General features: G+C 45.3%; 19 protein-coding genes. 18 read left to right on the plus strand and 1 reads right to left on the minus strand.

Features of this window, described 5'->3' with window-relative positions:
- The first annotated feature begins 257 nt into the window (after positions 1 to 257).
- From PPO43_RS12355 to PPO43_RS12380, 6 genes are all read left to right on the plus strand, one after another.
- The gene (locus PPO43_RS12355; protein WP_272618232.1) at positions 258 to 1,922 is read left to right on the plus strand and encodes a chemotaxis protein CheA; all 1,665 of its coding nucleotides are present in this window, start codon (positions 258 to 260) and stop codon (positions 1,920 to 1,922) included.
- Entirely contained in the window at positions 1,915 to 2,403 is a 489-nt protein-coding gene (locus tag PPO43_RS12360; protein WP_272618234.1) for a hypothetical protein, read from the plus strand. Before PPO43_RS12355 ends, PPO43_RS12360 begins: the two co-directional genes overlap by 8 nt.
- A 3-nt stretch (positions 2,404 to 2,406) precedes the next feature.
- A complete protein-coding gene (locus PPO43_RS12365) occupies positions 2,407 to 3,246 on the plus strand; it encodes a CheR family methyltransferase (RefSeq protein WP_272618236.1) in 840 nt (279 codons plus the stop codon).
- Entirely contained in the window at positions 3,243 to 4,025 is a 783-nt protein-coding gene (locus PPO43_RS12370) for a CheR family methyltransferase (RefSeq protein ID WP_272618238.1), read from the plus strand. The genes PPO43_RS12365 and PPO43_RS12370 overlap by 4 nt, the downstream gene beginning before the upstream one ends.
- A 350-nt stretch (positions 4,026 to 4,375) precedes the next feature.
- Complete coding sequence (locus tag PPO43_RS12375) at positions 4,376 to 7,009, plus strand: TonB-dependent receptor (RefSeq protein ID WP_272618240.1); 2,634 nt, start codon at positions 4,376 to 4,378, stop codon at positions 7,007 to 7,009.
- Between the two features lie 1,336 nt (positions 7,010 to 8,345).
- Entirely contained in the window at positions 8,346 to 11,621 is a 3,276-nt protein-coding gene (locus tag PPO43_RS12380) for a UvrD-helicase domain-containing protein (RefSeq protein WP_272618242.1), read from the plus strand.
- On the opposite strand, the gene PPO43_RS12385 is transcribed toward PPO43_RS12380, so the two are convergent.
- On the minus strand, positions 11,618 to 13,072 hold the full coding sequence (locus tag PPO43_RS12385) for a toxin-antitoxin system YwqK family antitoxin (RefSeq protein ID WP_272618244.1): 1,455 nt from the start codon (positions 13,070 to 13,072) through the stop codon (positions 11,618 to 11,620). The two genes, PPO43_RS12380 and PPO43_RS12385, sit on opposite strands and share 4 nt — an antisense overlap.
- 344 nt (positions 13,073 to 13,416) lie before the next feature.
- On the opposite strand from PPO43_RS12385, the gene PPO43_RS12390 reads away from it, so the two are divergent.
- From PPO43_RS12390 to PPO43_RS12445, 12 genes are all read left to right on the plus strand, one after another.
- Positions 13,417 to 13,962 carry an RNA 2'-phosphotransferase gene (locus tag PPO43_RS12390; protein WP_272618246.1) on the plus strand — a complete coding sequence of 182 codons (546 nt, stop codon included), beginning with the start codon at positions 13,417 to 13,419 and terminating at the stop codon, positions 13,960 to 13,962.
- 196 nt (positions 13,963 to 14,158) lie between these two features.
- Positions 14,159 to 14,629: a DUF2452 domain-containing protein gene (locus tag PPO43_RS12395; RefSeq protein ID WP_272618248.1), complete on the plus strand. Its 471-nt coding sequence runs from the start codon at positions 14,159 to 14,161 to the stop codon at positions 14,627 to 14,629.
- 2 nt (positions 14,630 to 14,631) lie between these two features.
- Positions 14,632 to 15,360, plus strand: coding sequence for a DUF5672 family protein (locus PPO43_RS12400; protein ID WP_272618250.1), 729 nt, complete (start codon positions 14,632 to 14,634; stop codon positions 15,358 to 15,360).
- On the plus strand, positions 15,357 to 16,175 hold the full coding sequence (locus tag PPO43_RS12405; RefSeq protein ID WP_272618252.1) for a hypothetical protein: 819 nt from the start codon (positions 15,357 to 15,359) through the stop codon (positions 16,173 to 16,175). The genes PPO43_RS12400 and PPO43_RS12405 overlap by 4 nt, the downstream gene beginning before the upstream one ends.
- 3 nt (positions 16,176 to 16,178) lie before the next feature.
- A complete protein-coding gene (rlmH, locus tag PPO43_RS12410) occupies positions 16,179 to 16,652 on the plus strand; it encodes a 23S rRNA (pseudouridine(1915)-N(3))-methyltransferase RlmH (RefSeq protein ID WP_272618254.1) in 474 nt (157 codons plus the stop codon).
- 8 nt (positions 16,653 to 16,660) lie between these two features.
- Entirely contained in the window at positions 16,661 to 17,332 is a 672-nt protein-coding gene (locus PPO43_RS12415) for a rhomboid family intramembrane serine protease (RefSeq protein WP_272618256.1), read from the plus strand.
- A 189-nt stretch (positions 17,333 to 17,521) separates the two neighbouring features.
- Complete coding sequence (locus PPO43_RS12420) at positions 17,522 to 18,295, plus strand: hypothetical protein (RefSeq protein WP_272618258.1); 774 nt, start codon at positions 17,522 to 17,524, stop codon at positions 18,293 to 18,295.
- A 46-nt stretch (positions 18,296 to 18,341) separates the two neighbouring features.
- Positions 18,342 to 19,100: an aminotransferase class IV gene (locus PPO43_RS12425; RefSeq protein ID WP_272618260.1), complete on the plus strand. Its 759-nt coding sequence runs from the start codon at positions 18,342 to 18,344 to the stop codon at positions 19,098 to 19,100.
- A 352-nt stretch (positions 19,101 to 19,452) separates the two neighbouring features.
- Positions 19,453 to 20,106 (plus strand): hypothetical protein, encoded by a 654-nt coding sequence (locus PPO43_RS12430; RefSeq protein WP_272618262.1) that lies wholly within the window; start codon positions 19,453 to 19,455, stop codon positions 20,104 to 20,106.
- A 9-nt stretch (positions 20,107 to 20,115) separates the two neighbouring features.
- A complete protein-coding gene (locus PPO43_RS12435; protein ID WP_272618264.1) occupies positions 20,116 to 20,706 on the plus strand; it encodes a hypothetical protein in 591 nt (196 codons plus the stop codon).
- Positions 20,707 to 20,781: 75 nt separating this feature from the next.
- Positions 20,782 to 21,906, plus strand: coding sequence for an AAA family ATPase (locus tag PPO43_RS12440; RefSeq protein ID WP_272618266.1), 1,125 nt, complete (start codon positions 20,782 to 20,784; stop codon positions 21,904 to 21,906).
- Positions 21,899 to 22,630 carry a hypothetical protein gene (locus tag PPO43_RS12445; protein WP_272618268.1) on the plus strand — a complete coding sequence of 244 codons (732 nt, stop codon included), beginning with the start codon at positions 21,899 to 21,901 and terminating at the stop codon, positions 22,628 to 22,630. The genes PPO43_RS12440 and PPO43_RS12445 overlap by 8 nt, the downstream gene beginning before the upstream one ends.
- The last annotated feature ends 91 nt before the right edge of the window (positions 22,631 to 22,721 follow it).

Raw genomic sequence — 22,721 nt, forward strand, 5'->3', positions numbered from 1 at the left:
TTGGCCGAAGGCCAACTGGCCTAGCGATGTGGAGCAGTGGCCCGCAGGGCCAGACCGAGCCAGCTTGCTGGCGAGGGCCGAGCGAAGAGCGAGCTGCGCAACGTAGCGCCCGCCTCAGGCGGGAGGCCCCAAAACAGCAGCGAGCTGCGCAACGACAACAAGGCCTTTAGGCCGCAGTTCGACGACCCAAGGGAGTAACTGCCTACGGTAGGCAGGAGGCCCCAAAAAATCAGTTGAATTCATAAAAAGCCAAAAACTTGGAAACAGGAGATGAGTACAAGGCGATATTTTTAGCAGAAGCAGAACAGCAGCATGCTGAACTGGAAGCCTTGTTTTTGCAGCTAGAAGCGCAGCCCGAACGCAAAGACCTTTGGGCGCCGATTTTTAGGTTGACGCACACCCTAAAGGGGAATGCTATGGGCCTAGGTTATGAGGGAATTGCTAGTTTGAGTCATCTTTTGGAGGATTATTTTAAGGCCTTACAGGCGGGAGAGTTTCCGCTTTGGCCAGAGGATATTGTGCTTTTTTTGCGTGGAAGTGATGTACTAGCCAATTTAATTCGGGCTGTTCGGGCAGATGAGGAAATTGCTTATAAAGGCTTTACTACTAAGCTCAAAGTAGCTTTGCGAAAGGCCAAAAAGCGGGAGGCTACTGCCGAAAATAAAGAAGTACCCAAGGTTGAAAGAGAAGAAAAAGAAGTTGTTGAACCCGTAGAACCTTTAGCAGCGCCTAGAGAAATTCGGTTTTCCGATCATTTAAAGGTACCTGTAGAGCGTTTGACTCAACTACTAAATTTGGTGGGGGAGTTGAGCATCGAAAAGGATCGTTTGATGTTGGAAGAGCAGCAGAAAAAAGGCAATGATTATCGCTTTTTGACCTTGCACCGCTTGAGTACAGAACTACAGTATCAGATTATGCAATTGCGGATGGCTGAGCTGCAAGTTTTGTTTGCTAAATACCCTAGAATCCTGAGTGATTTATGTCGACAAACGGGCAAAAAAGCCCGCTTGGAGATTAAGGGAGGACAAACGGAGATTGACCGAAATCTCTTGCCCATTATTGCCGATGCTTTGCAGCATTTGTTGCGCAATGCCATGAGCCACGGCATAGAAACGCCTGAGCAAAGGCGTTTGTTGGGCAAAGATGAGGTGGGAACGCTACAGTTGCGAGCAGGAACCAATAAGGACCAGGTCTTGATAGAACTGCAGGATGATGGGGCTGGTGTAGATCGCAAAAAAATTGAGCGCAAATTGCTAGAATTGGGTTGGTTGACAGCAGCTCAACTAGCTGAATTGAGCGATGAAGAATGCTTTGAATACCTCTTTAAATCGGGTTTTTCTTCTGCTGATCAATTGACGGATTTGGCGGGAAGAGGAGTTGGTTTAGATGCTGTTCGGAATTCTGTACAGCGTTTAGGGGGGAAATTGACGTTATCGACAACTTTAGGGAAGGGCAGTTTGTTTTGTTTACAAATGCCTTATTCCATGGCAATGCGAACGGTATTGCTCTTTGAGCAAGGAGGGCAAACCTTTGCCTTGCCCATCGATATGGCTGATTTAGTATTGCGCTTAAAGAAAAAGAGTTTAGAACTCGTTGGAAAGAGTTGGATGTGTAATTATGATGCAGAGTTTTATCCTATACGCTCTTTGGGTGATGTTTTTGGCCAAGAAAGCCAAAAGCTAGAAGATTTAGAGGAGGAGCAAGAGCTACAACTTTTGCTTTTGCATTATGCGGGGCAAAAAATGGCACTTTGGGTTGATCGTTTACAGCAGCAAAAAGAAATTTTTGAGCGAAAACTAGAGCCCCCTTTGCATCAGCATCCTTTGTTTAGACGAGCAGCAATTTTGGGCAATGGCGAAGTCTGTTTGCTATTGACCGTAGATACACTATTTGAGGATTTTAAGCGAGAACGGGATGAGTAAGCAAGAAGAATTTAGTCAATTACTGCTGGCCGCAGTTCCCAAAATGCTTCAACTTTTGACTACTTATAGCGGACAAGAGGTAAAGTATTTGGGGATCGAGTGTTTGAAGCAATTGCCTCAGCAGGGAAGTTGCTGGCAAACATTGTTGAAAGGGCCAATTGTAGGGGCTTCTTTTTTGCTGATTCCTAAAGCTTGGAAACAAGTTATATTGGCCCAACAAGGCGGAGTTGTTCCCCCCGAAATGGAAGAAGCCTTTTTTTTAGAGCTAGATAATATATTATCAGGTAATTTTTTGGCCAGCTTTGCTGACCATTACGAAGGCTTAATTTATGGTTTACCTCCAGCATTTAAAGACTGGAAAGAGATAAGCGCTGAAAGTTGGTCTTTTAGACTGTCTTTTAAAGCGAAGGCTATCCCCAGCCCACTCTGTATTTATTGGACTGTAGCCGGCGAACGGCTGCCAAAAACAAGAAGGAGATAGGCCATGAAATTTTCGACACCTGCAGCACCTAGCGATGAAGAACTCGCTGCCTTTATTTCTGCTGTAAAGCAGCGTTTTGGTATGGATTTTAGCGGATATGAGGCAAAATCCTTAAAGCGGGGACTTTCTCGCTTGATGCTGCGTTATGACTATGTTGTGCTCACTCAGCTTTGGGGACATATTTTGAAGGACCGCCAGATGATTCAACATTATGTAGATGAATTGATGGTGAATTTAACGGCCTTCTTCAGAAATCCAGAGCTTTGGCGAGGACTAAGAGATGAACTCTTACCAGAGTTTAAATCTAGAATGTCCATGAAGGTTTGGCATGCAGGCTGTTCTTCTGGTGAAGAAGCTTATAGCATGGCCATTTTGCTCAAAGAGAGCTATTTTTTGCAGCAGGCCGAAATTTGGGCCTCTGATCTTAGTCAAAAGATGTTGGATCGGGCAAAAAAAGGTTGTTATTACAGCAATGGCCAAGGCCGATACTTTAAGAATTACGAGGAGTTTAGCTCCCGCAATCGAGCTAAAACTTACGTTACTTTAACAGAGGACCAAAAGGACTTCTGTATGCACCCTAACTTGAAGAAGAAGATTAACTTTTTCCAACACAATCTTGTCCAAGACGATTATCCCCCAGATTTCGACTTGATTTTGTGCCGCAATGTCATGATTTACTTTGACGAGCAGCTCAAAATGAATAGCCTCAAGCGTTTTCATCAGAGCCTTAAGCCAGGAGGTTACCTCATTATTGGCTACTATGATGTACTCCCCAAAGCTGGGCAAGATTATTTTGAACCCTATTGCTTGAGCCGTCGAATTTATAAAAAGAAAGAATTATGATGGTAAGAACCGAAGAAATTGACTCTCTGCTTTCTGGTTTGGCCAATAAATTTGGTGCAGACTTTAAAGGCTATTCCCCAAGCTTTTTGAATGAAAGAGTTGAACTACTAATGGAAGAAGAGCGGATTAGCTCTATTTTCTCGCTTTGGAGCCAAATTTTGCGCAATGCAGATTTGGGCCAAAAAACAATTCGCTTTTTGCAAGCGCGGGAGAATAGCTTTTTTCATCCACTCACACAATGGAAGCATTTTAAAAAATTATTAGAACAAAGGAATATTGGCCAAGCTCGTATTCTCTATATGCAAATAGGGCAGGGTGAAGGCCTGCATAGTCTGGTTCTATTCCTAGAAGAAATGGGCATATCTGCAAAGATTGAGGCTACAGATGTAGATCCAAGCCTCTTGAAAGTGGCCAAAAGAGCAGAGTATCCCGATTTGCAAAAGCAATTGCCAATTAAATTTCGCTTGCTTTTTCCTAAAGGAGATTATAATAAGTATTTGAGTAGCTCTAGCCGTAACCGAATTAGCTCACGCTGGCAAAAGAACCTAAGCTATAGTAGCCGAAACTTTGTTAAAATGGCCCCCGATCGAAATCGCTATGATTTGATTATTTGCTCTGAAGTAATTAAACGCTATAATGAAAGTAGCCGACTGAAAATCTTAGATCATTGCCATAAGGGCTTGAAAAAAGGAGGGTTACTTTGTTTAGGACATCAAGATACAATTTATGAAAACGTTCCTTTTGAAGCCTTAGGCATGGGCATTTTTGAAGCAAAATAATACCGCCTTAGATTTTGGCAGCGCCGCCAAGGAAAAATTCCTTGGCGGCTTTTTTTTGCTGGGCCGAGCGAAGCGAGGCCTTGCCGCGCCCAAAGGGCGCAGCCGGCCTAGGGGCCTGTAAGGGTGGCCCATAGGGCCAGACCGACTTTTGAGCAAAGCGAAAAAGGACGGGCCGAGCAAGCCTGCGAGCCCTGCAAGGGCCCGGCCGCCGAAGGCGGCAGGCCCCAAAAAATCAAAATAGAAAAAGGGACAAAGAAAAACAGTTCTGTATCTTGCGAACTAGGCCTAACACTCGTTCATACAAAGTATGTGTGTGTTATGCGCTCTTTCTTTTTGCACAAAAATAAATTATGTCTCGCTTAATATTCTTTCTTTTTTTCCTGGCTTCACTTCCTTTATTGGCCCAAAAAGGTCGGCTGATTGGCCAATTGACCGATGCGCAAACAGGAAAACCTATGCCTTATGCTTCAATTAGTGTTTATTTGAATGATGAGCTATTGATTGGGGTGGCTACAGATTCAGATGGCCGATATGACCTTAGTTTGCCAGCTGGCCCAAGATTGAGCTTGATGGCGAGCTACTTGGGCTATCAACGTTATGAAAAGCGAGGCCTGCGCCTGCAAGAGGAGGATGTTTTACGTTTAGATATTTCCTTAAAACATTTGGAAGACGCTGTTCCTGAAGTCGTGGTAGAATCTTTTTCCGATAAGGAAGCCGATGCTTTGCGGGTGTCCAGAGAGGATATTCAGAATATTCCAACGACGACTATGAGCCTAGAATCGGTGCTTTTGTATACCGCAGTAGGGGTGGCCAACCGCAACGAATTTTCTTCTCAATATTCTGTGCGAGGGGGGAATTATGATGAAAATTTGGTCTATGTCAATGGCTTTGAGATTTATCGCCCACTGCTCATTCGCTCTGGCCAACAAGAAGGCCTGAGCTTTCCCAATCCCGATATGCTTGATGAACTGGCCTTTTCTTCGGGAGGCTTTAAGGCCGAGTATGGCGAGAAAATGTCTTCGGTTTTGGATGTGCGTTATCGCCGCCCTAGCCGCTTTGAGGCCCGAGCTAGCGGGAGTTTATTGGGCGGATCGCTCTATTTAGGCGGCCGAACAGAGGGCAGTAAGGCCCTAACCTATACCCTGGGGGCCCGCTATAAAACAACCCAATATTTATTGTCGAGCCTAGATATTAAGGGGGAGTATGTGCCCCGCTTTTTAGATTTGCAGGCCGACTTAATCTATGATTTGGGCAAAAACTGGCAAATAGAAGCTATCGGAAATTATAATACGGCCCAATTTCAACTGATTCCAGAAGAATCGGCCAGCACGAGCGGCTTATATAATTATGCGCTGCGCCTCAGCTCGCTCTTTGAGGGCCAAGAAATTTCAAGCTTTAATACCTATATGATGGGGACGGCCCTAGCTTATAGCGGAGAGCTGAAGGTGAAAACGATTCCTGAAAAAAAACTCACCATTCAAGAAAATAGCCGCCACCGCATCTTATTTTCTAACTACCAATCGCAAGAAGATGAACGCATTGATGTGATCAATAATTATCGCTTGGAGGAAGTGGAAACGGGCTTAGGTTCTGATAATTTTGGCGATGTAGTGGGTACCTTGGCCTATGGCGAAACTCATCAATATGCCCGAAATTACCTGACCGCTAATGTGATTCAGGCTAAGTATGTGGGGGCTTATAGCCACGAGCGCTATAATGACTCGACTTTTACCGAAAGCAAACAGCTCCTGAAATGGGGCTTGACCTACAAAAATGAATTTATCCGTGATGATCTGAAGGAATGGACGAGCTTCGATTCTTTGGGCTATACGCTCCCTTTTGATACGACGACTATCCCTGTTTTTGAATACATTCGGACCGATACACAGCTGCTTTCGCATCGCTTTTCGGGCTTTCTGCAAAATACTTGGGAGTATAAGAATGAAAACCACTTTTTGCGGACTACTCTCGGCTTGCGGGCTAGCTATTGGAGCCTGAACAAAGAGTTTTTGCTGGCCCCCCGCTTCCAACTTTATTATAGCCCACTTTCACAGCATCACGCCATGAGTGATAGCAGCCATTGGAGTAAGGATTTGACCTTTAAGTTGGCCGTAGGCGCCTATCATCAACCGCCTTTTTATCGAGAGTTGAGGAATTTGGAGGGGGAAATCAATACTTCGGTCCGCGCACAAAAATCTGTGCACATTTTGGGAGGTATCGTCTGGGATTTTAGTTGGTATAAGCGCAAATTTAAGTTGATTTCAGAGCTCTACTATAAGCATCAATGGGACCTGATTCCCTATGATGTGGACAATGTGCGGATTCGCTATTATGGCGATAATTTGGCCAAGGGCTATGTTACGGGCTGGGACTTCCGCCTCAATGGCGAGCTGGTCAAAGGCCTAGAATCATGGGTCAATTTCTCTTTGTTGCGTGCCCGCGAAAGCTTTGATGACGTAGAACATAAGGTTTATACCCTAGAGGGCCAAACCGTCGATACCAGCACGGTTGAGTATGTTTCTAAACCCACCGATCAACTCTTCATTTTCTCTATGTATTTTCAAGATGAGCTGCCCGGGGCCGAGTGGTTCAAGGTCAATTTGGCTTTTACCTTGGGCAGTGGCATGCACTATGGCGTGCCCAAAGACAATATTGTGGCCCGAAATCTCTATCGCTACTCGCCCTATCATCGCATCGATATTGGCTTTAGCCTCTCGCTTTGGGATCGCGCCAAAAAGGCCCAAGAAGCCTATAAAGACAAGAATTTATCTCTGGCCATGGCCGAACAAGCCCTCAAAAAAGATAGCAAAAATCCCTTCCGCTACCTGCGCTCGGCCTGGCTCAGCCTAGAGGTCTTCAACCTGATGGCGGTGGGCAATGTGGCCTCCAATACCTGGGTCAAGGATTTTACAAATACCAGCTATGCCATCCCCAATTATCTCTCTTCTCGCCGAGTAAATCTGCGCTTTCGTGTAGATTTTTAATGTGGTTTTGGGGCCTCCCACCTTCGGCGGGCGCTACCTTTACTCTCTTCGGTCGTCGAACTGCAGACTAAAGTCCTGGTTGTCGCAGCTCGCTGCTGTCTTGGGGCCTCCGCTGCGGCTTCGCCTTGCGGCGCTACGTTCCGCAGCTCGCTGTTCGCTCGGCCCTTCGCCGCCTAGGGCGGCTTGGTCTGGCCCTGCGGGCCACTGCTGCACATCGCTAGGCCTGCGGCCCTTCGGGCCTGCTACATGGGGCTGTAGGTTAAAACCTACAGCAAGCAAGGTATTGCTTCGCAATATTTTTTATGGAATGCGGGTTGAAACCCGCATGGATTGAAATCTTTTGGCCTTTTATCTTTCTCACTTAGTCAATCGATCCTCTTTTAGCTATGGGCTGAAGGTTTTAACCTTCAGCCCATTTTATTGGGTCTAGTATGGCCTCCCTTCTTGCTGTGGGTTTCAACCCACAGGTCTATAGGATAGAAATTTTGCCCCTAGGGCTAAGAATAAAAACTAAAAAATACAACCCTATCCAATATTTCGCTTTTAAGCGAGCCAAGCGAATTTGTAGTAGGGTACGTCCAGAAAAAAAAGATAGAGCCTTATACCCCCTCCCCAAGCTAATTGTAATTTGCAGATTAGCTCTGGGAAATTCCCAAGGTCAATTGTAATTTGCAGATTAGCTCTGGGAAATTCCCAAGGTCAATTGTAATTTGCAGATTAGCTCTGGGAAATTCCCAAGGTCAATTGTAATTTGCAGATTAGCTCTGGGAAATTCCCAAGGTCAATTGTAATCTGCAGATTAGCTCTGGGAAATTCCCAAGGTCAATTGTAATTTGCAGATTAGCTCTGGGAAATTCCCAAGGCCAATTGTAATTTGCAGATTAGCTGGGGGAAAATCCCCGCGTCAATTGTAATTTGCAGATTAGCTGGGGGAAAATCCCCGCGTCAATTGTAATCTGCAGATTAGCTGGGGGAAATCGCCAAAGAGATATGGAGAAATCCAAATAATAGCGGGAATTTATTTTTTAGGGGCCGGAGCAGATTCTTAGGCTTGAAAAAGGGGGATGAGCGGCCTAGCGATGTGCAGCAGTGGCCGTCAGGCCAGACCAAGGCGCTGCAAGCGGCGCAGGGCCGAGCGAATAGCGAGCTGCGGAACGTAGCGCCGCAAGGCGTAGCCGCAGCGGAGGCCCCAAAACAAAAATAAAAGAAACAACAGTTGCAAAACCCCAAAATAAGGGATAACTTTATTGCGTATAAAAAACCTAAGTTTTCGCAAAAAAGAAACAGAAGGATCTGCTCCCTAGGGGCTATAAGTGCTAAAGAAGACAGATGAGCTATGCAAGAAGAAATGCAACTGAAAATTATATCGGCTGGGGCGGGTAGTGGAAAAACCTATACCTTGACTCAACAAATGGCCGAACTGCTGATTCCCAAAGACGGACAGCCTGCCGAGGTGCGGGCTTCGGGGATTTTGGCCACTACTTTTACCAATAAGGCTGCGGCGGAGTTGAAAGAGCGGGTGCGGGTCAAATTATTGGAGGAGGGCATGAGCCAAGAAGCCGATGAATTGGGGCAGGCGATGATAGGGACCGTGCATGCGGTGGGGGTACAGCTGCTCAAGCGCTTTGCCTTTGAGGCGGGGCTTTCTCCCGAAATGGATATCATTGCGGAAGGGGAGCAATCGCAGATTTTTAACCAATCGCTATCGACAATTTTGACTGAAGAGCGCAGCCTGCAAATGGAAATGCTGAGCAAGCGTTTAGGCTATGAAGAGCAGGGTTTTTCGGGCCGAGATTGGCGCAGCGATATCCTTCAACTTACGGATTTGGCCCGAAGCAACAACCTTGATGCAAGGGCTTTGGAGGAAAGTGCAAATGCTTCTGTGCGTAGTCTTTTAGCGCTTTTGCCCAGCCGAACTGCCAAGACGGCTGAGGCTTTAAATACGCAGTTGCGGAGCTATTTGGAGAATACTTTGGCGGCCGTTTTAGAGATAGAAGATGGGACCAAATCTAGACAAACCCTAATCTCAAAACTGCGGAGTTTTCAGAATAAATTGCGGGCCAGAGGCTACCTCTATTGGTCAGAATGGGTGGCCCTAGGAAAAGCTTGTGAAAAGGCCCCAAAAAAATGTAAGGAAGCGGTAGAAGAACTCAAAGAGTTGACGGATGGGCATGAGTCGCATCCTCAATTTCAGGAGGACCTCAGTCAATATATCGAGCAGCTTTTTGCCTTAGCACAGGCGGCCATAGATGAGTATGAGACCTACAAAACGAGTCGGGGCCTAATTGATTATACGGATATGGAGGTCTATATCCTCAAACTTTTGGAGCAACCCTTAGTGCGGGAAGTACTGGAGGAAGAATTGGACCTTTTGTTAGTCGATGAGTTTCAGGATACCAATCCCATTCAGCTCAAAATCTTTTTGGACCTCAGTCGATTGGCCAAGCGTTCGATTTGGGTGGGAGACCCCAAGCAGTCGATTTATGGCTTTAGGGGGGCGGCTCCAGAGCTCATGCAGGCGGTGGTCGAACAGGCCAAAGAAATGGAGGTTTTAGGGAATTCTTGGCGCTCTCGGCAGGATTTGGTCCATTTTACCAATGGCCTTTTCTGTAAAGCTTTTCCAGATTTGGAGGAGGAGCGGGTTGCTTTAGAAGTGGCCCCTCCCTTTAAGAAAGAGTTGGAGCCAGAGGGCTTGGGCCATGCTTTAGAGCATTGGATTATTGACTTTAAGGAAGGCAAAAGACGGCCTGGAAAACCTTGGCCGCATCGGGCCTTGGCGCATGCCATTGCCCAATTATTGAAAGAGGGGCGAATGATTCGTCCAAGAGGTAAGGGCCAAATGCGAGCCCTGCAGGCGGGCGATATAGCGGTACTTTGCCGCTCCAATCAAACTTGTCAGGACTTGGCTGAGCAACTGGCCGAAGAAGGCCTAAAGGCCTCCATCGCTCGAAAAGGATTGCTCAAAACGCCAGAAGCTAGTTTGTTGCATGCCTGCTTGAAGTTTATCCTCAACCCTCAAGATAGTTTGTCGGTAGCTGAGCTCAAACTTTTGTTAGAGGCGCAGAGCTTGGAGGAAATTGTCAAGGACCGCCTAAAGTATTTGGAGCGAGAGCAGGAACAGAAAAAATATAAACTTTGGGGGGAGTCGGGACAAATTAAGCGCTTGTTGCATTTGGCCCAGCAACTGCCGGAGATGTCCGCCACCGAAATTGTCAATCTGGTCATCGAAAAGATGAATCTTCGCAATGTAGTGGCTCGTTGGGGCAATGCCAATCAGCGTTTTGCCAATTTGGATGCTTTGCGCAGCAAGGCTTTAGAGTATGAGGAAAACTGCAACCGTTTGCATAATGCGGCCACCCTGGGGGGCTTTCTGTTGTGGTTAGACCATTTGGAGCGAGAGGGCTTAGATGCTCAGGCTTCTAGCCAAAGCCAAGATGCGGTGAATGTGTTGACTTATCATAAGAGTAAGGGCTTAGAATGGCCTTTTGTGATTTGTTATGAGTTGGAGAAATCTTCTCGAGAAAATTACTTTGGCTTTCAGTTAATTTCGACTCAGGAAGAGGTAGATCTTCAGAATCCCTTGGCCAATCGCTTGATTTCTTTTTGGCCCAATCCCTACGGCAAGCAGAGCCAGAAAACCAATTTGGTGGAGAACATCAAGGCTTTGCCACAGACGGCCTTGCAGAAAAAAGCGCAATTGCAGGAGGAATCGCGTTTGCTTTATGTGGGTGTGACTCGTGCTCGCGACTATTTGGCGATTCCCCTTTTCTTGCAACAAAAGAATTGGGGGCTCAATTGGCTCAATCGCAGCTTTCATCTGGGTGATGAGGAGATGCAAACTGTTGATCCCGATAGCGATTTTTGTATTTGGGATTGGAAGGGCAATGCTTTGCCTGTTCAGCGGATGCAATTGGAGCTCTTTAAGGAGATTGATCCCTTGGAAGTGGAGCGAGAGGAGGAGGCCTTTCCTTATTTGCAGGCCTTTAAAGGGGAACAGGACCATTTGGCGGCTCAGCCCGAAACGGCGGAGCAACTCATGGGCGAAATTGAAATGCCGCTTTTGGGCGAATATCCTTATGTGCCTGGCTTGCCCATAGAAGATATTAGCGAAGAGGAAGAAGAGCGCTTGGGGCAATTGTTACAGCTCTATTTGCGGGCCGATCAATTGGATTATGCATTGAGCTTGAGAGAGCAAACGGCCCAACAACTATTGGAGGATTTTGAGCTTAAACATCAGCTCAATAGTTTGCAATTGATGCGCTTGAGTCAGCAGTTTCATCAAAGCCTGAGGGCTTTTGGTTCCATGCAGCTACATCGGGCCAGAAGATTCCGCTTTCAGCAAGATCGGCAGGTCTTTAGGGGGCAGGTGGATTATTACTTCTTTTCTGAGGAGGAGGAGCGGCAAATCTTAATGCTCGATGTTTTGTACACTTATGAGGGCTGGAAACAAAAAAGCCACCGCATCAGAGAAGCGGCAGCTAAATTGTATGCAGCCAAAAATGCCTTGGCCCAAGCGGGCTATAGCGCTAGCTGTTATTTACATTTTCCCCTTTCTGGTCTCTATGTAGAAGTAGCGCCCAGTTTAGTGGGAGAAGAGGAGGAGTTTTTCTAATCTTCTAACTCTTCAAAAGTATAAGGGCTGATTTTTCGGCCCTTATTATTTTCCATGCGAACCAAGACCCCATCTTTGAAAAAGTATTTGAAGCGCAGATAACCGACGGGATCATTTTCTACCCATTCGCCAGTTTTGGCAAAGCTGCGTTCTTTGCGGCCTGTCAAAGGATTGTACTCAATAATGAGTTTGGGCAGGTATTCCCCTTTAATATGCTCTTTGCCATTAATGTGATATTGTACATAGTCTCCAATTCGAACACTATATTGTTTGCGGGGAACAAGTTTTTGGACGCGGAAGCTCTTGGCTAAGCCATAGCTCAAATATTCTTCCCAACGCTCTTCCAAACTATCGGCCGAAACCGAATAATCTACTTTGTCAATCCAGTTAATGGCATTGTAGTTCAGGGCCTCAAAATCTTGGTCTACCAACTTGAATTTGTATTCATAAGGAAGCTCAATCTTATAAAAAAGAGTATCCATATCTTTTTGGTCCTTCAAAATGGTATGAGCACCCTTGGCTCTAACTTCTCCACTTTCATAATAGCTGGTAAAAAAGCCCACTTCTAGGCCATCTTCATAGGCCGTACTATATTTAGGCGTGCCATCATCGTAGTAAGTTTTAAATACCCCTTGACGTTTACCGTCATTAAAGGTCTCTTGGCGAAAAGGCTCGGCATCCAAAGTGGTTTTCCAAAGGCCTGTTCTTCGGCCTTCGCCATCATAGTAGCCGGTAGCAACTAATTCGCCTCCATTGAGGCCCCGTTTGTACTCGATCCAGCGGCCCTCTCGAAGTCCATTGAGAAAAGAGCCCGTCCCCACCAACAATTCCTCTGTTCCAAAACGAGGGTGGCGATCTACCTTGTAATACTCCATTTTGCCGCTAGCGCGCTCTAGACTAAAATCAAATTGTCCCTTGATGTGTACATTGCCCTTGTCAATATAATAGTCATATTGCCAAAGACCTGTTTTTTCGCCATTTTCATAGCGTCCTTTGGCCATGAGGCGGTCATCTTTAAACAAGAGCCATTCATCTTGTCGGATGCCGTTGAGGTATTTACCCGCGGCCAGTTTATCATCTAGGTGGTTGTAGATAATCCATACGCCATTCATGCTATCATTGGTAAATTTGCCCTTCATTTTAACTTTAGAGCGAGAGTCTGTCAGCTCCCAACGGCCATTTTTTACTCCATTTTCATATTGGCCTACCACATCGGGTTCATCGGAGTATTGGCCAATAGGAGAGAGGTAAAAACGCCAGCGGCCTTCCTTTTCGCCATTTTCATTATAGCGGCCTTTGGCTAAGGGTTTTCCATCTCTCCCCTTAATAATCCAATAGCCAACTCTTTGGCCATCCGCATTGATTTGGTTGTATTTCGGTCGTTGTTTTTGGGCCTGCAAACTGCTCAGGCACAAAAGATAGGCTAGGGTGAAAATGGTAAATAATCGCATATATTGAATAGTTTCTTTATATATTTTTGGGGCTGCCCCTTCCTCTAGGTTGAAACCCAGCGCAAAGCGGCATCGCTTTGCGAAGATATACAAAATGAGGGTTGAAACCCTCCTAAATTATCGGGCGGGTCGGGCTGTGTCGCAGCTCGCAGGTCTGCTCGGCCCTTCAGCGCTGCGCGCTTTGGTCTGGCCCTGCGGGCCACTGCTGTCCATCCCTCAGCCGATATGGCTTCTGGCAAAGCGGCTAAGGCCTTGTGCGTTTTGGGCCTGCTCTTATTGAAAAAAGAAGCCGCCCGGGAACGTTTTAGGTCATTTTGCTCATTATCAGCGCAAAAAAACGAAAAATGAATAGAAGAATAGTGAAAACTTCTAAGTTCCTGAGTTTAATTCTACGCCATCGGCCCGAACTATTAGGCTTAAGCTTAGAAGCTGGCGGCTGGCTCGATGTCGAGCAGCTTTTGGCAGCGGCCAAAGCCCATAATAAGGATTTAGATAGGGAGTTGCTAGAGGAAGTGGTTTGCAAAAATAACAAAAAGCGCTTTGCTTTTAATGCAGAAAAAACCAAGATTCGAGCCAGTCAGGGCCATTCTGTAGCGATTGACTTGGGTTATACGGCCCAAATTCCCCCCAAAATATTGTATCATGGGACGGCCCAGCGATTTTTAGCCAACATTTTGAGCGAGGGCTTGTTAAAAATGAACAGGCATCAGGTCCATTTATCGGCAGATGTAGCCACTGCTGAAACTGTTGGCCGCCGACATGGCAAATTGGTCCTTTTGGTGGTGCGGGCCCAAGAGATGCAAGCCGCGGGATATGCCTTTTATCAATCGGATAATGGCGTTTGGCTAACGGAGGCCGTCCCGCCTCAATATCTTAGCTTATTGGATTAAAGGTCCTTGGCCTAGCGATGGGGAGCAGTGCCGCGAAGCGGCAGACCAAAGGCAGGCTTTGCCTGCCTGCAGGGCCGAGCAGACCTGCGAGCTGCGGACCGTAGCGCCCGCCGAAGCTGCGGAGGCCCCTAAAAAACAGCAGTATAGGCCCACAATATTAAAACAATCCTTATTTTTAGGCCCTAATTTCAAGATTATGAAAGAAGAGAAAAAGGAAAAAGAGTTCATCAACCCGATTGATCCAGACAAAATTGCAGAAAATCCACACCTTTTGCCTTATGCGCATACGGTGGGGGGCGCTGTGATCAAGCCGATGGATAAGGGGCGGACCAAAGGGCTTTCTGTGCAGGCGATGCAAGAGCAAACCAAAATGCAGTTGTCTCAAATTGAGGAGCAGATTAAGTTGTTGGCCATGCAAGCCAAAAAATTGCAAGATCGGGTCTCTGTTTCGGAGATGATTTATGGGGCCGATATGAACTTCAAGCCTTTAATTAACCATATTTACCACCTCTATCAGCGAGAGAATGGCGAGGCTGTTTTGTCTATGATTGGTCCAGGAGAATGGGGCCGAGCAGGACATAAGTTTCACCGCTTTTTGGCTACAGTAAAGCTTTTGGCCGACCATACTTGGGAGATCCTGAAAGAGGCCGAGCCAGAAGACCACTAAAGATGAAAACTGCTATTGTTTGCATTCCGATTTATCGGGAGCAACCTACGGATAATGAACTGCTTGCCCTTCGGCAGGCTGTTCGTGTTTTGGGCAAGCACCCCTTTGCTTTTATTGCGGCTGAGGGTTTTGATGCGGCTCCTTATTTGGAATATGCGCCTGCGGCTACAGTAGAATATTTTGAGTCCTCTTATTTTGCCTCTGTGAAAGGCTATAATCGTTTGATGCTCACGGCCGACTTTTATCGCCGTTTTCAAAGTCATGATTATTTGTTGATTTATCAGCTAGACGCCTTCGTTTTTCGAGATGAATTGGGCCATTGGATGGCTCAGGATTATGACTATATTGGGGCGCCTTGGATTGAGGCCCCGCCTAGCCCAGTAGACAAACGCCCACTATTTAATTTGGCCAATATGATGAAGGGGCAGGTGGGCAATGGGGGCTTTTCGCTCCGAAAAATTGATCGTTTTATTCAGGCGGCCAAACAATGGGGCGGCCTTTTGCGGGCCACAGGCAAAAATGAAGATTTCTTATGGGCTTGTATCTTGCCCTATTTTATGAAATTTAAGCGGCCCAAAGAAGCCGAAGCCCTGCGTTTCGCTTTTGAGCTTTCGCCAGCAAAAGCCTATGCCCAAAATGAGGCGAAATTGCCCTTTGGTTGCCATGCTTGGGAAAAATATGAGCCCGAATTTTGGGCGCCTTTTATTCAGGCCGAAAAAGATAAATTATGAGAATTTTAGTTGCTTTTGCCTTACTGCTTGGCCTCTTTAGTTGTGGACCAACAGTGCCCAAAGAAAGCATAGAAGCAGGGGGAGGCATTCATTATTATGCTCGATTGAATACGGAACAGGATTTTAGCATCCAATCGGGCCAACAGACGATCATCCAACTCAGTTTGGAGGGTGGTTCTAGCAGTCTATACCTCATTTTTAATGAGCCAGTAGCAAATTTTACCTTAGATAGTAGCTATAACTTTCCCTCAGCGCAGATTGAGGCTTTTTTAACGGGTATGGATAGCACGGGCTTTGTCATTAACCGAAATTTATCGGGTAGTTTTCTATTGAATGCACATGAGCAGTTTAAGCAATCTAGCGGCAGTATGCAGCTTAAGGTTCGTCTGGGCCTAGAAGAATATAAGGAGCTGGAGATTCCCAATTTCCAATTGAGCACGCCCTTTTTGCATGCGGCTTATTTGGGACAACCTATTCGCTATGAGGAAGTTTTTGACAGCTTAGAACAAGCCGATATTTTCCCGCTTTTGCAGGGCCAATGGCGCTTAGAGGATCATGTCTTTTTTGATGGAACCCGTCAACAATGGCGAGACTATTTTCATTTGCCCGATAGCATCTTTTGGCAAATTAGTGATAGCCAATTAGTGGTGCCCATGCAAGCGCCCTTGTATCTAGAAGAGCGCCGCCTTTCTTTTGATAATGCGCAAGAAAAACGACAATATTTTGCCATCAATAAGCTGGATAGCCAGTCGTTTTGGCTCACCAATTTAAATGTCCGTACCAAGGACCGTTATTTCTTTCGCCGCCAACGCTAATACATGAAACTGGAATTCTGGATGGTCGGGAACACCGCCTTCAACTACCTCAAAGAGGGAATGGATATTTATGAAAAACGCCTCAAGCATTTTATTCCCTTCGAAAGTCGCATTATCCCTGATATTAAAGGGGCCAAAAATATGCGAGAGGCCCAAATTAAACAGAAAGAGGGCGAAAAGATTTTGGAAAAACTAGAGCAAGGCGATTTCCTCATGCTGCTCGATGAGCGAGGAAAACAGTTTGACTCTCTGGTTTTTGCCGATAAACTGGAACAACAGTTTCAACTGAGCCACAAACGCATCATTTATCTGATTGGTGGCGCCTATGGCTTTTCCGATGAGGTTTATGCCCGCGCCAATGGCCGATGGAGCCTTTCCAAACTCACTTTTTCCCACCAAATGGTCCGCCTTTTTGTACTCGAACAACTCTATCGGGCAATTAGCATCCAAAGAGGCTTGCCCTATCATCACGCTTAATCTCAACCATGAATACATTGCTCTTATTCAGTAATATCTTGACCGAAATGCCCGTAAATTTGGCCATCTTAGCCATTACGGTTATCGTTTCTCTCCAAGCTTTTCAAAAGCCAGAAATTTATTCGAGACTTATTTTTAATCCAGCGGTTATTGCCCACAACAAAGATTGGTACCGCTTTTTTAGCTCGGGCCTGATCCATGCCGATGGGATGCACCTAGGCCTCAATATGTTTGTCCTTTATCAATTTGGAGGACAGGTGGAGCAGGTTTTTTCTGGTGTTTTTGGCAATATTTGGGGACATGTTCTCTATCTTTTGCTTTATGTTTCGGCCTTGGCCGCCTCTTCTTTTTATAGCTTTGAAAAGCATAAGGACAATTATGATTATAATGCGCTAGGCGCCTCTGGGGCCGTTTCTGCCGTGCTTTTCGCCTTTGTGCTCTTTGCGCCCACTAGCACGCTTTTGCTCTTTTTAGTTATTCCCACTCCGGCCATTGTGGCGGCTTTGGGCTATTTGGCCTACTCGCATTATATGAGCAAAAATGGCAATGACAATATTGGACATGATGCCCACTTTTGGGGAGCTGTTTGGGGTGTTGTCTTTACCCTCGTCTTCGATTTTGCTTGGACCGGAGGAGCCATTAGCTACAACTTTTATTATCAATTGGCCAATTGGTTTTAGGGGCCTCCGCAGCTTCGCTGCGGCGCTACGGTCCGCAGCTCGCAGGTCTGCTCGGCTCTGCAGGCAGGCAAAGCCTGCCTTTGGTCTGCCGCTGCGCGGCACTGCTCCCCATCGCTAGGCCAGGCGGGCTTCGCCCGCCTCTAGACGCAAAAATATTTAGAGTTCAGAAAATTGAATCCGCATAAAATCATGTCTACACAGAAATTAGCAGAACGCCTGGCCCAGTTGGAGGCCAGCGATTGCAGCACCAACTTGGCTGAGGCCAAAATTTACTGGACCAATAAGGAGGGCCAGGTTTTGGCTCATGCCCGCACGGCGCCAATTATGTCTTGGGCCGCTACCAATAAATCGGCGGCTTGGGCCTTTAGCCTTGGGCAATTTATAGATGCCGAGGTAGAATGTTTTCAGCCCCAAAACAATAAATCAGAATATATTGGCAATATTCCCGAAGACCTAGCCCAAGAAATGGCCTTTGCCGAGGCCCAAGCCGCCGATGTACCTCATTTCTATGTGGCGGCCAATGGGGCCAATACGCTCTATTTGGCCATTTATGATTATAAAGAGGAAAGTCTGGCCCTTACTACAGAGGATTGGCAGCGCAAACGCCGCTCAAGCATCGGCTACAATTTGCAGATGCTTATGAATATGGTAGAGATTTTAGAAATTAGAAGTCGCTATAAGGAGGCTTACGGCCTACTTTGGCAATTTACCCAAAGTCTAGACAATCAACTGCAGCAAAAGCACATCAAAGAGGAGCTGGCTCTTTTGGAGGAGGTCCAAAAACTACGAGCTTCTGTAGATCGCTGGCTAGAGATTTTACCACCAGAGGTGGAGGCCGAGCAAAAACATTCTTTCTTTTCTATGGCCCGCTGGAAAGCGCCAGATCGCACAGCCAGAGAAGAAGTGGGCGCCTTTATGAAGCAGGCTGCTTCTAAATGGGGCCGCTTGCTGAAACAATATTAACTGATTTGGCTTTGGAATTTTCCAAGGCCATTTTTTATGATTGGCTATGAATAATCGCGCTTTTAAATATGGCGATGGTGCCTTTGAAACGATTCGAGTGGGGCCAAAAGGAGCCCCTTTGTTGCCTTGGCATGAGCAGCGGCTGCGCCGTAGTTTGGACCAATTGGGGATTTTGGCTCCTAAAGATTTTCAACTGGAGCAGTTTATTCGCTTAGGAGAAACTTACCGTTTGCGGCTGACGTATTGGCGGGCAGGAGGGGGGCTGTATACGCCCGAAGAGAATGGACTGGCCTATGCGTTAGAAGAGCAGCCGCTGCAAGCGGCTGCTTTCCCTTGGCCCAAAAAGGGATTGCGTTTGGGCGTTTATGAGGAGCAGCCAATAGCGGCAGGCAGTCTGTCTTTTATTAAGTCCATAAGTGCCCAAATTTACGTGATGGCCGCTAAATATAAGCAGGAAGCAGGCTTTGACGATTGTATTTTGCTGAATGCCTGGGGGCATGTGGTGGAGACAATAGCGGCCAATTTATGGATTCGGAAAGGAGCGCAATGGGCCACGCCAGCTCTTTCGGAAGGAGCTGTTGCTGGGGTGTTTCGGGCTTATTTGCTGGATTTGTTTGCGCAGGAAGGGGTTTTTGTGGAGCAAAAAGCGCTCAGCTTGGGGGATTGTCTGGCCGCAGATGAAATTTGGCTGACGAATGCGGTGCAGGGAATTAGTTGGGTGCGAGAGCTGGAGGGGAAACGCTATGCTTGTAGCTGGGCAGAGCTTTGGCAACCTAAGCTGAATGAGATGCTTTGGGGAAAATAAAATTTGGCCCAGACTCCCCGAAGGGATTCCTTAAGGAATCCCGTAGAGGGGAGGGTGGGCGGGGACATATTAGCGAATGAGGAGCGTAGCGACGAATGCCAATTTTGCGTTCTACAGGCCCGAAGGGCCGCAGGCCTAGCGATGTGAAGGGGTGGCCGAAGGCCAGACCCAGCCAGCTTGCTGGCGCAGGGCCGAGCGAGCAGCGAGCCCTGAAACGTAGCGCCGCAGCGAAGCTGCGGAGGCCCCAAAAAACAGTTAGGAAAAGATGAAATCCTTTGATAGAAATAGGTTAAATTTGGGAATCTCTTAACAGAACGCCCATCTGAGGATGGGGCCAATGAACAAAACCAAAATGATTAGAATTTTTAGTGTACTTATTTGCTGCCTATTTCTATTTACGGCCTGTGATCAGTTGCCCAAGGGAGAGGATGTCTCTACAGCTGAAGATGAAATTGTAGATGAACAATTGCCCGAGCTAGAGGTTAAAGAATACAAAGTAGTAGAGCCCCCACAGGGTTGTCAGCTGCCCAAAACCGTAGCGGATTTGAGTAGTGGATTGAAAAAAATATTTTATCAATTTAACGATAAGAATCAGGCAAGTTTGGCCCTTTTTGGTAAATCTATGCAGTTAGGTAAAAAAGAAGTGGTCGTTATTGTAGACTATATGCAGTATAAAGATATGGACTGTGATGAGGATAAAAGTCGTTATGGGGTTGGGGTGCGTTTATTCTTGCATATTGAAAAGGCCAATCGTAAAATAGATCTTAACAACTTGCCTCAGTTGGCGGCCAATGTGCAGCTAGGGCGTGCTTCGGTGCGTTATGTTTTTCAGACTATTGGCGTAACTGGGCCAAAAATTAATGACCTTTTGCCTAAATCGAACACCAATACCTTTGATGTAGAAGGTTATGCCAATGTAATTCATGCCGTAGATCAGGTGCAAAGCTTGATTCGCGATGGTATTGAAGGCGTAAACATTGCCCCCCAGGCAATTCCAACAAACTAAAAATATTTCATGCATAGCATAGAACCTCATTTTCGTTGGCGAGACGAATATACAGCAGAGCAAGATGAGCGCTCGCCTTTTTATGGCCGAGAGTATAGCGAGTTCTTTTTTGAGAATAAGATCTATAACTACCTGATTCATCCGCAATGGGATGAATTTGGTTCGGAGACCCTCTATCTTAAAATTCTTTTTGTGGATTATGAGCGAGGGTATGCCATCATTGAACTGATTGGGGAGTGGAACGACACCCTTAACAACGATATGGGCTGCTTGAAAGATGAATTATTGGACCTTTTACAAGGGGAGGGGATTCGCTATTTTATGCTTATCATGGAAAACGTATTGAATTTTCATGGCAGCGATGATTCCTATTACGAAGCCTTTGTAGAGGATTTGGATGAGGAAGAAGGTTGGTGCTGTTTTCTGAATTTGCGGCAGCATTTGAGCGATGAAATGGAGGCTCATGATATTCATGAGCATATTTATTTTGGAGCCCCTTTTAATGAATTGAATTGGCGACCACAAAAGCCCTTGCATCTCTTTTTGCAGATAAAGGAAAAGGTTAAGGCTTTTGATGAGCCCGTTTATTTTTTGGATTAGGGGAGAAAAAGTAGCCGTAATTTTTTTACGGCTGCTTTTTTTCATTTATTGTAGGCAATAAATAAAGTGTCAATTATGCTATGTAAATTTACGGTCTCTAATTTCAAGAACTTTAAGGAACCTTTTAGTTTTTCCTTGGAAGATGCAAAGAACTACAGCTTTAATGCTTCTGCAGTAAAAGAGGGGGTAGTACAAAATGCCATTGTTTATGGATACAATGGAGTAGGCAAATCAAATTTAGGTTTGGCTCTTTTTGATATTGTTGGGCATTTGACGGATAAGCACACAGATGCAGATAATTCTTATGGGGAGAGTAGTTACTTAAATGCTTATAGTAGAACTCAATCGGCGACTTTCAAGTATGAATTTTTATTTGATAAGCATCGAGTTATCTATTCTTATGAAAAGAAGAGCTTTCGTTTATTATTAAAAGAACAACTTGTAATTAACGATCGAATTGTGGCTGAAATAGATCGTAGTCAAACTACTATAGCAAGAATCAAGCTAGCTGGAGCAGAAAGCTTAAACAAGGATTTAAATAATCCAAACTTATCTTTATTAAAGTATATTAAAACGAATGCAAACTTAATTGATAGCCTAGAAAATAGAGTTTTAGGATGTTTTTTTGATTTTGTAAATAAAATGCTTTTTTATCGATCCTTGTCTAGAAATCTATACTTAGGTTATGAGAATGGTGTCTGGGATATTGAGACAGATATTATAAAAAAGGGGAAATTAAAAGACTTTGAACTATTTTTAAATGAGAAGGCTAATTTAGATTGTCGCTTAGAGGCCGTAAGTACTTTTGATAAAATAATTATTGCTTTTGATTTTAATGGGGTTCATATTCCCTTCTACGATATTGCATCTACGGGAACGCAAGCACTAGCACTTTTTTATGCTTGGAGTCTTCGTTTGCGTTCTGAGCAGCCTGTTTCTTTTTTATTTATAGATGAATTTGATGCCTTTTATCATCATGAGTTGTCTCGAGCAATTGTAGAGCTGCTTAAAGAGTCTGAAGTTCAGTTTGTGCTCACAACTCATAATACATCTATCATGACTAACGATTTACTGCGTCCTGATTGTTATTTTTTAATGTGGCCCAATAAAATACAATCACTAGCTGCTAGCACGGCAAAAGAGTTGAGAGAGGCGCATAACATTGAAAAAATGTATAAAGCAGGAGCCTTTTATGAGTAGAATTCTTTTTGTATTTGAGGGCGGTCGAGCAGAAAATCAGATTGGAGAGCGCTTAAAAGCATTGAATTTAATAGAGCAAAATACCATTTTTACAGTCTATGGGGAAAATATTTATACGTTCTATCGGCAATGCTCAGAAGATGAGTTTCTGGATACCTTTACTTTACTAAAAAACCGTCAACCTAATCAATTAGAGGGCTTTGGCCGAGATGATTTTAGTGAGTTATACTTTTTCTTTGATTATGATGGGCACGATCGTATGGCTACTGATGAACAAATAGTAGAAATGCTAGAATTCTTTACGAATGAAACAGAAGAAGGGAAGCTCTATATTAGTTATCCGATGCTTGAAGCGATTAAGCATTTAGCTGATGAGATTGATTTTAAAGAATTAGTTGTAGCGGCTAGAACAAAAATTAACTATAAAAATTTGGTGGGCAATGAAGCTAGTTCTCGTTTTCAGAATCTAAAAACTTGGGAGCTAAGTCACTGGCGAGAAGTTGCAGTAGCCCATTTAAGAAAGATGAATTATGTTGTTCATCAGAATTTCAGTTGGCCCCAAAGACTGATTGACCAATTGACTATTTTTGAATCTCAGCAAAACAATTACCTCAATAGAGCAGAAGTTGTAGCTGTTTTGAGTGGATATCCTTTAATGCTTGCCGATTATTATGGCCTTTTAGGTTTAAGAAAAAAGTTAGCTTTTCTTGATGAGGAGCATTGAAAAGAAAAAGTCTTCTTCAATAAGTTCACCGATTACAAGCGCTCGCTCAAAAAAAAGCGAGCGCTTTTTTGTTTCTTGTGAAGCAAACCAG

The organism is Saprospira sp. CCB-QB6 (assembly GCF_028464065.1).
In the GTDB taxonomy this organism is placed as follows: domain Bacteria; phylum Bacteroidota; class Bacteroidia; order Chitinophagales; family Saprospiraceae; genus Saprospira.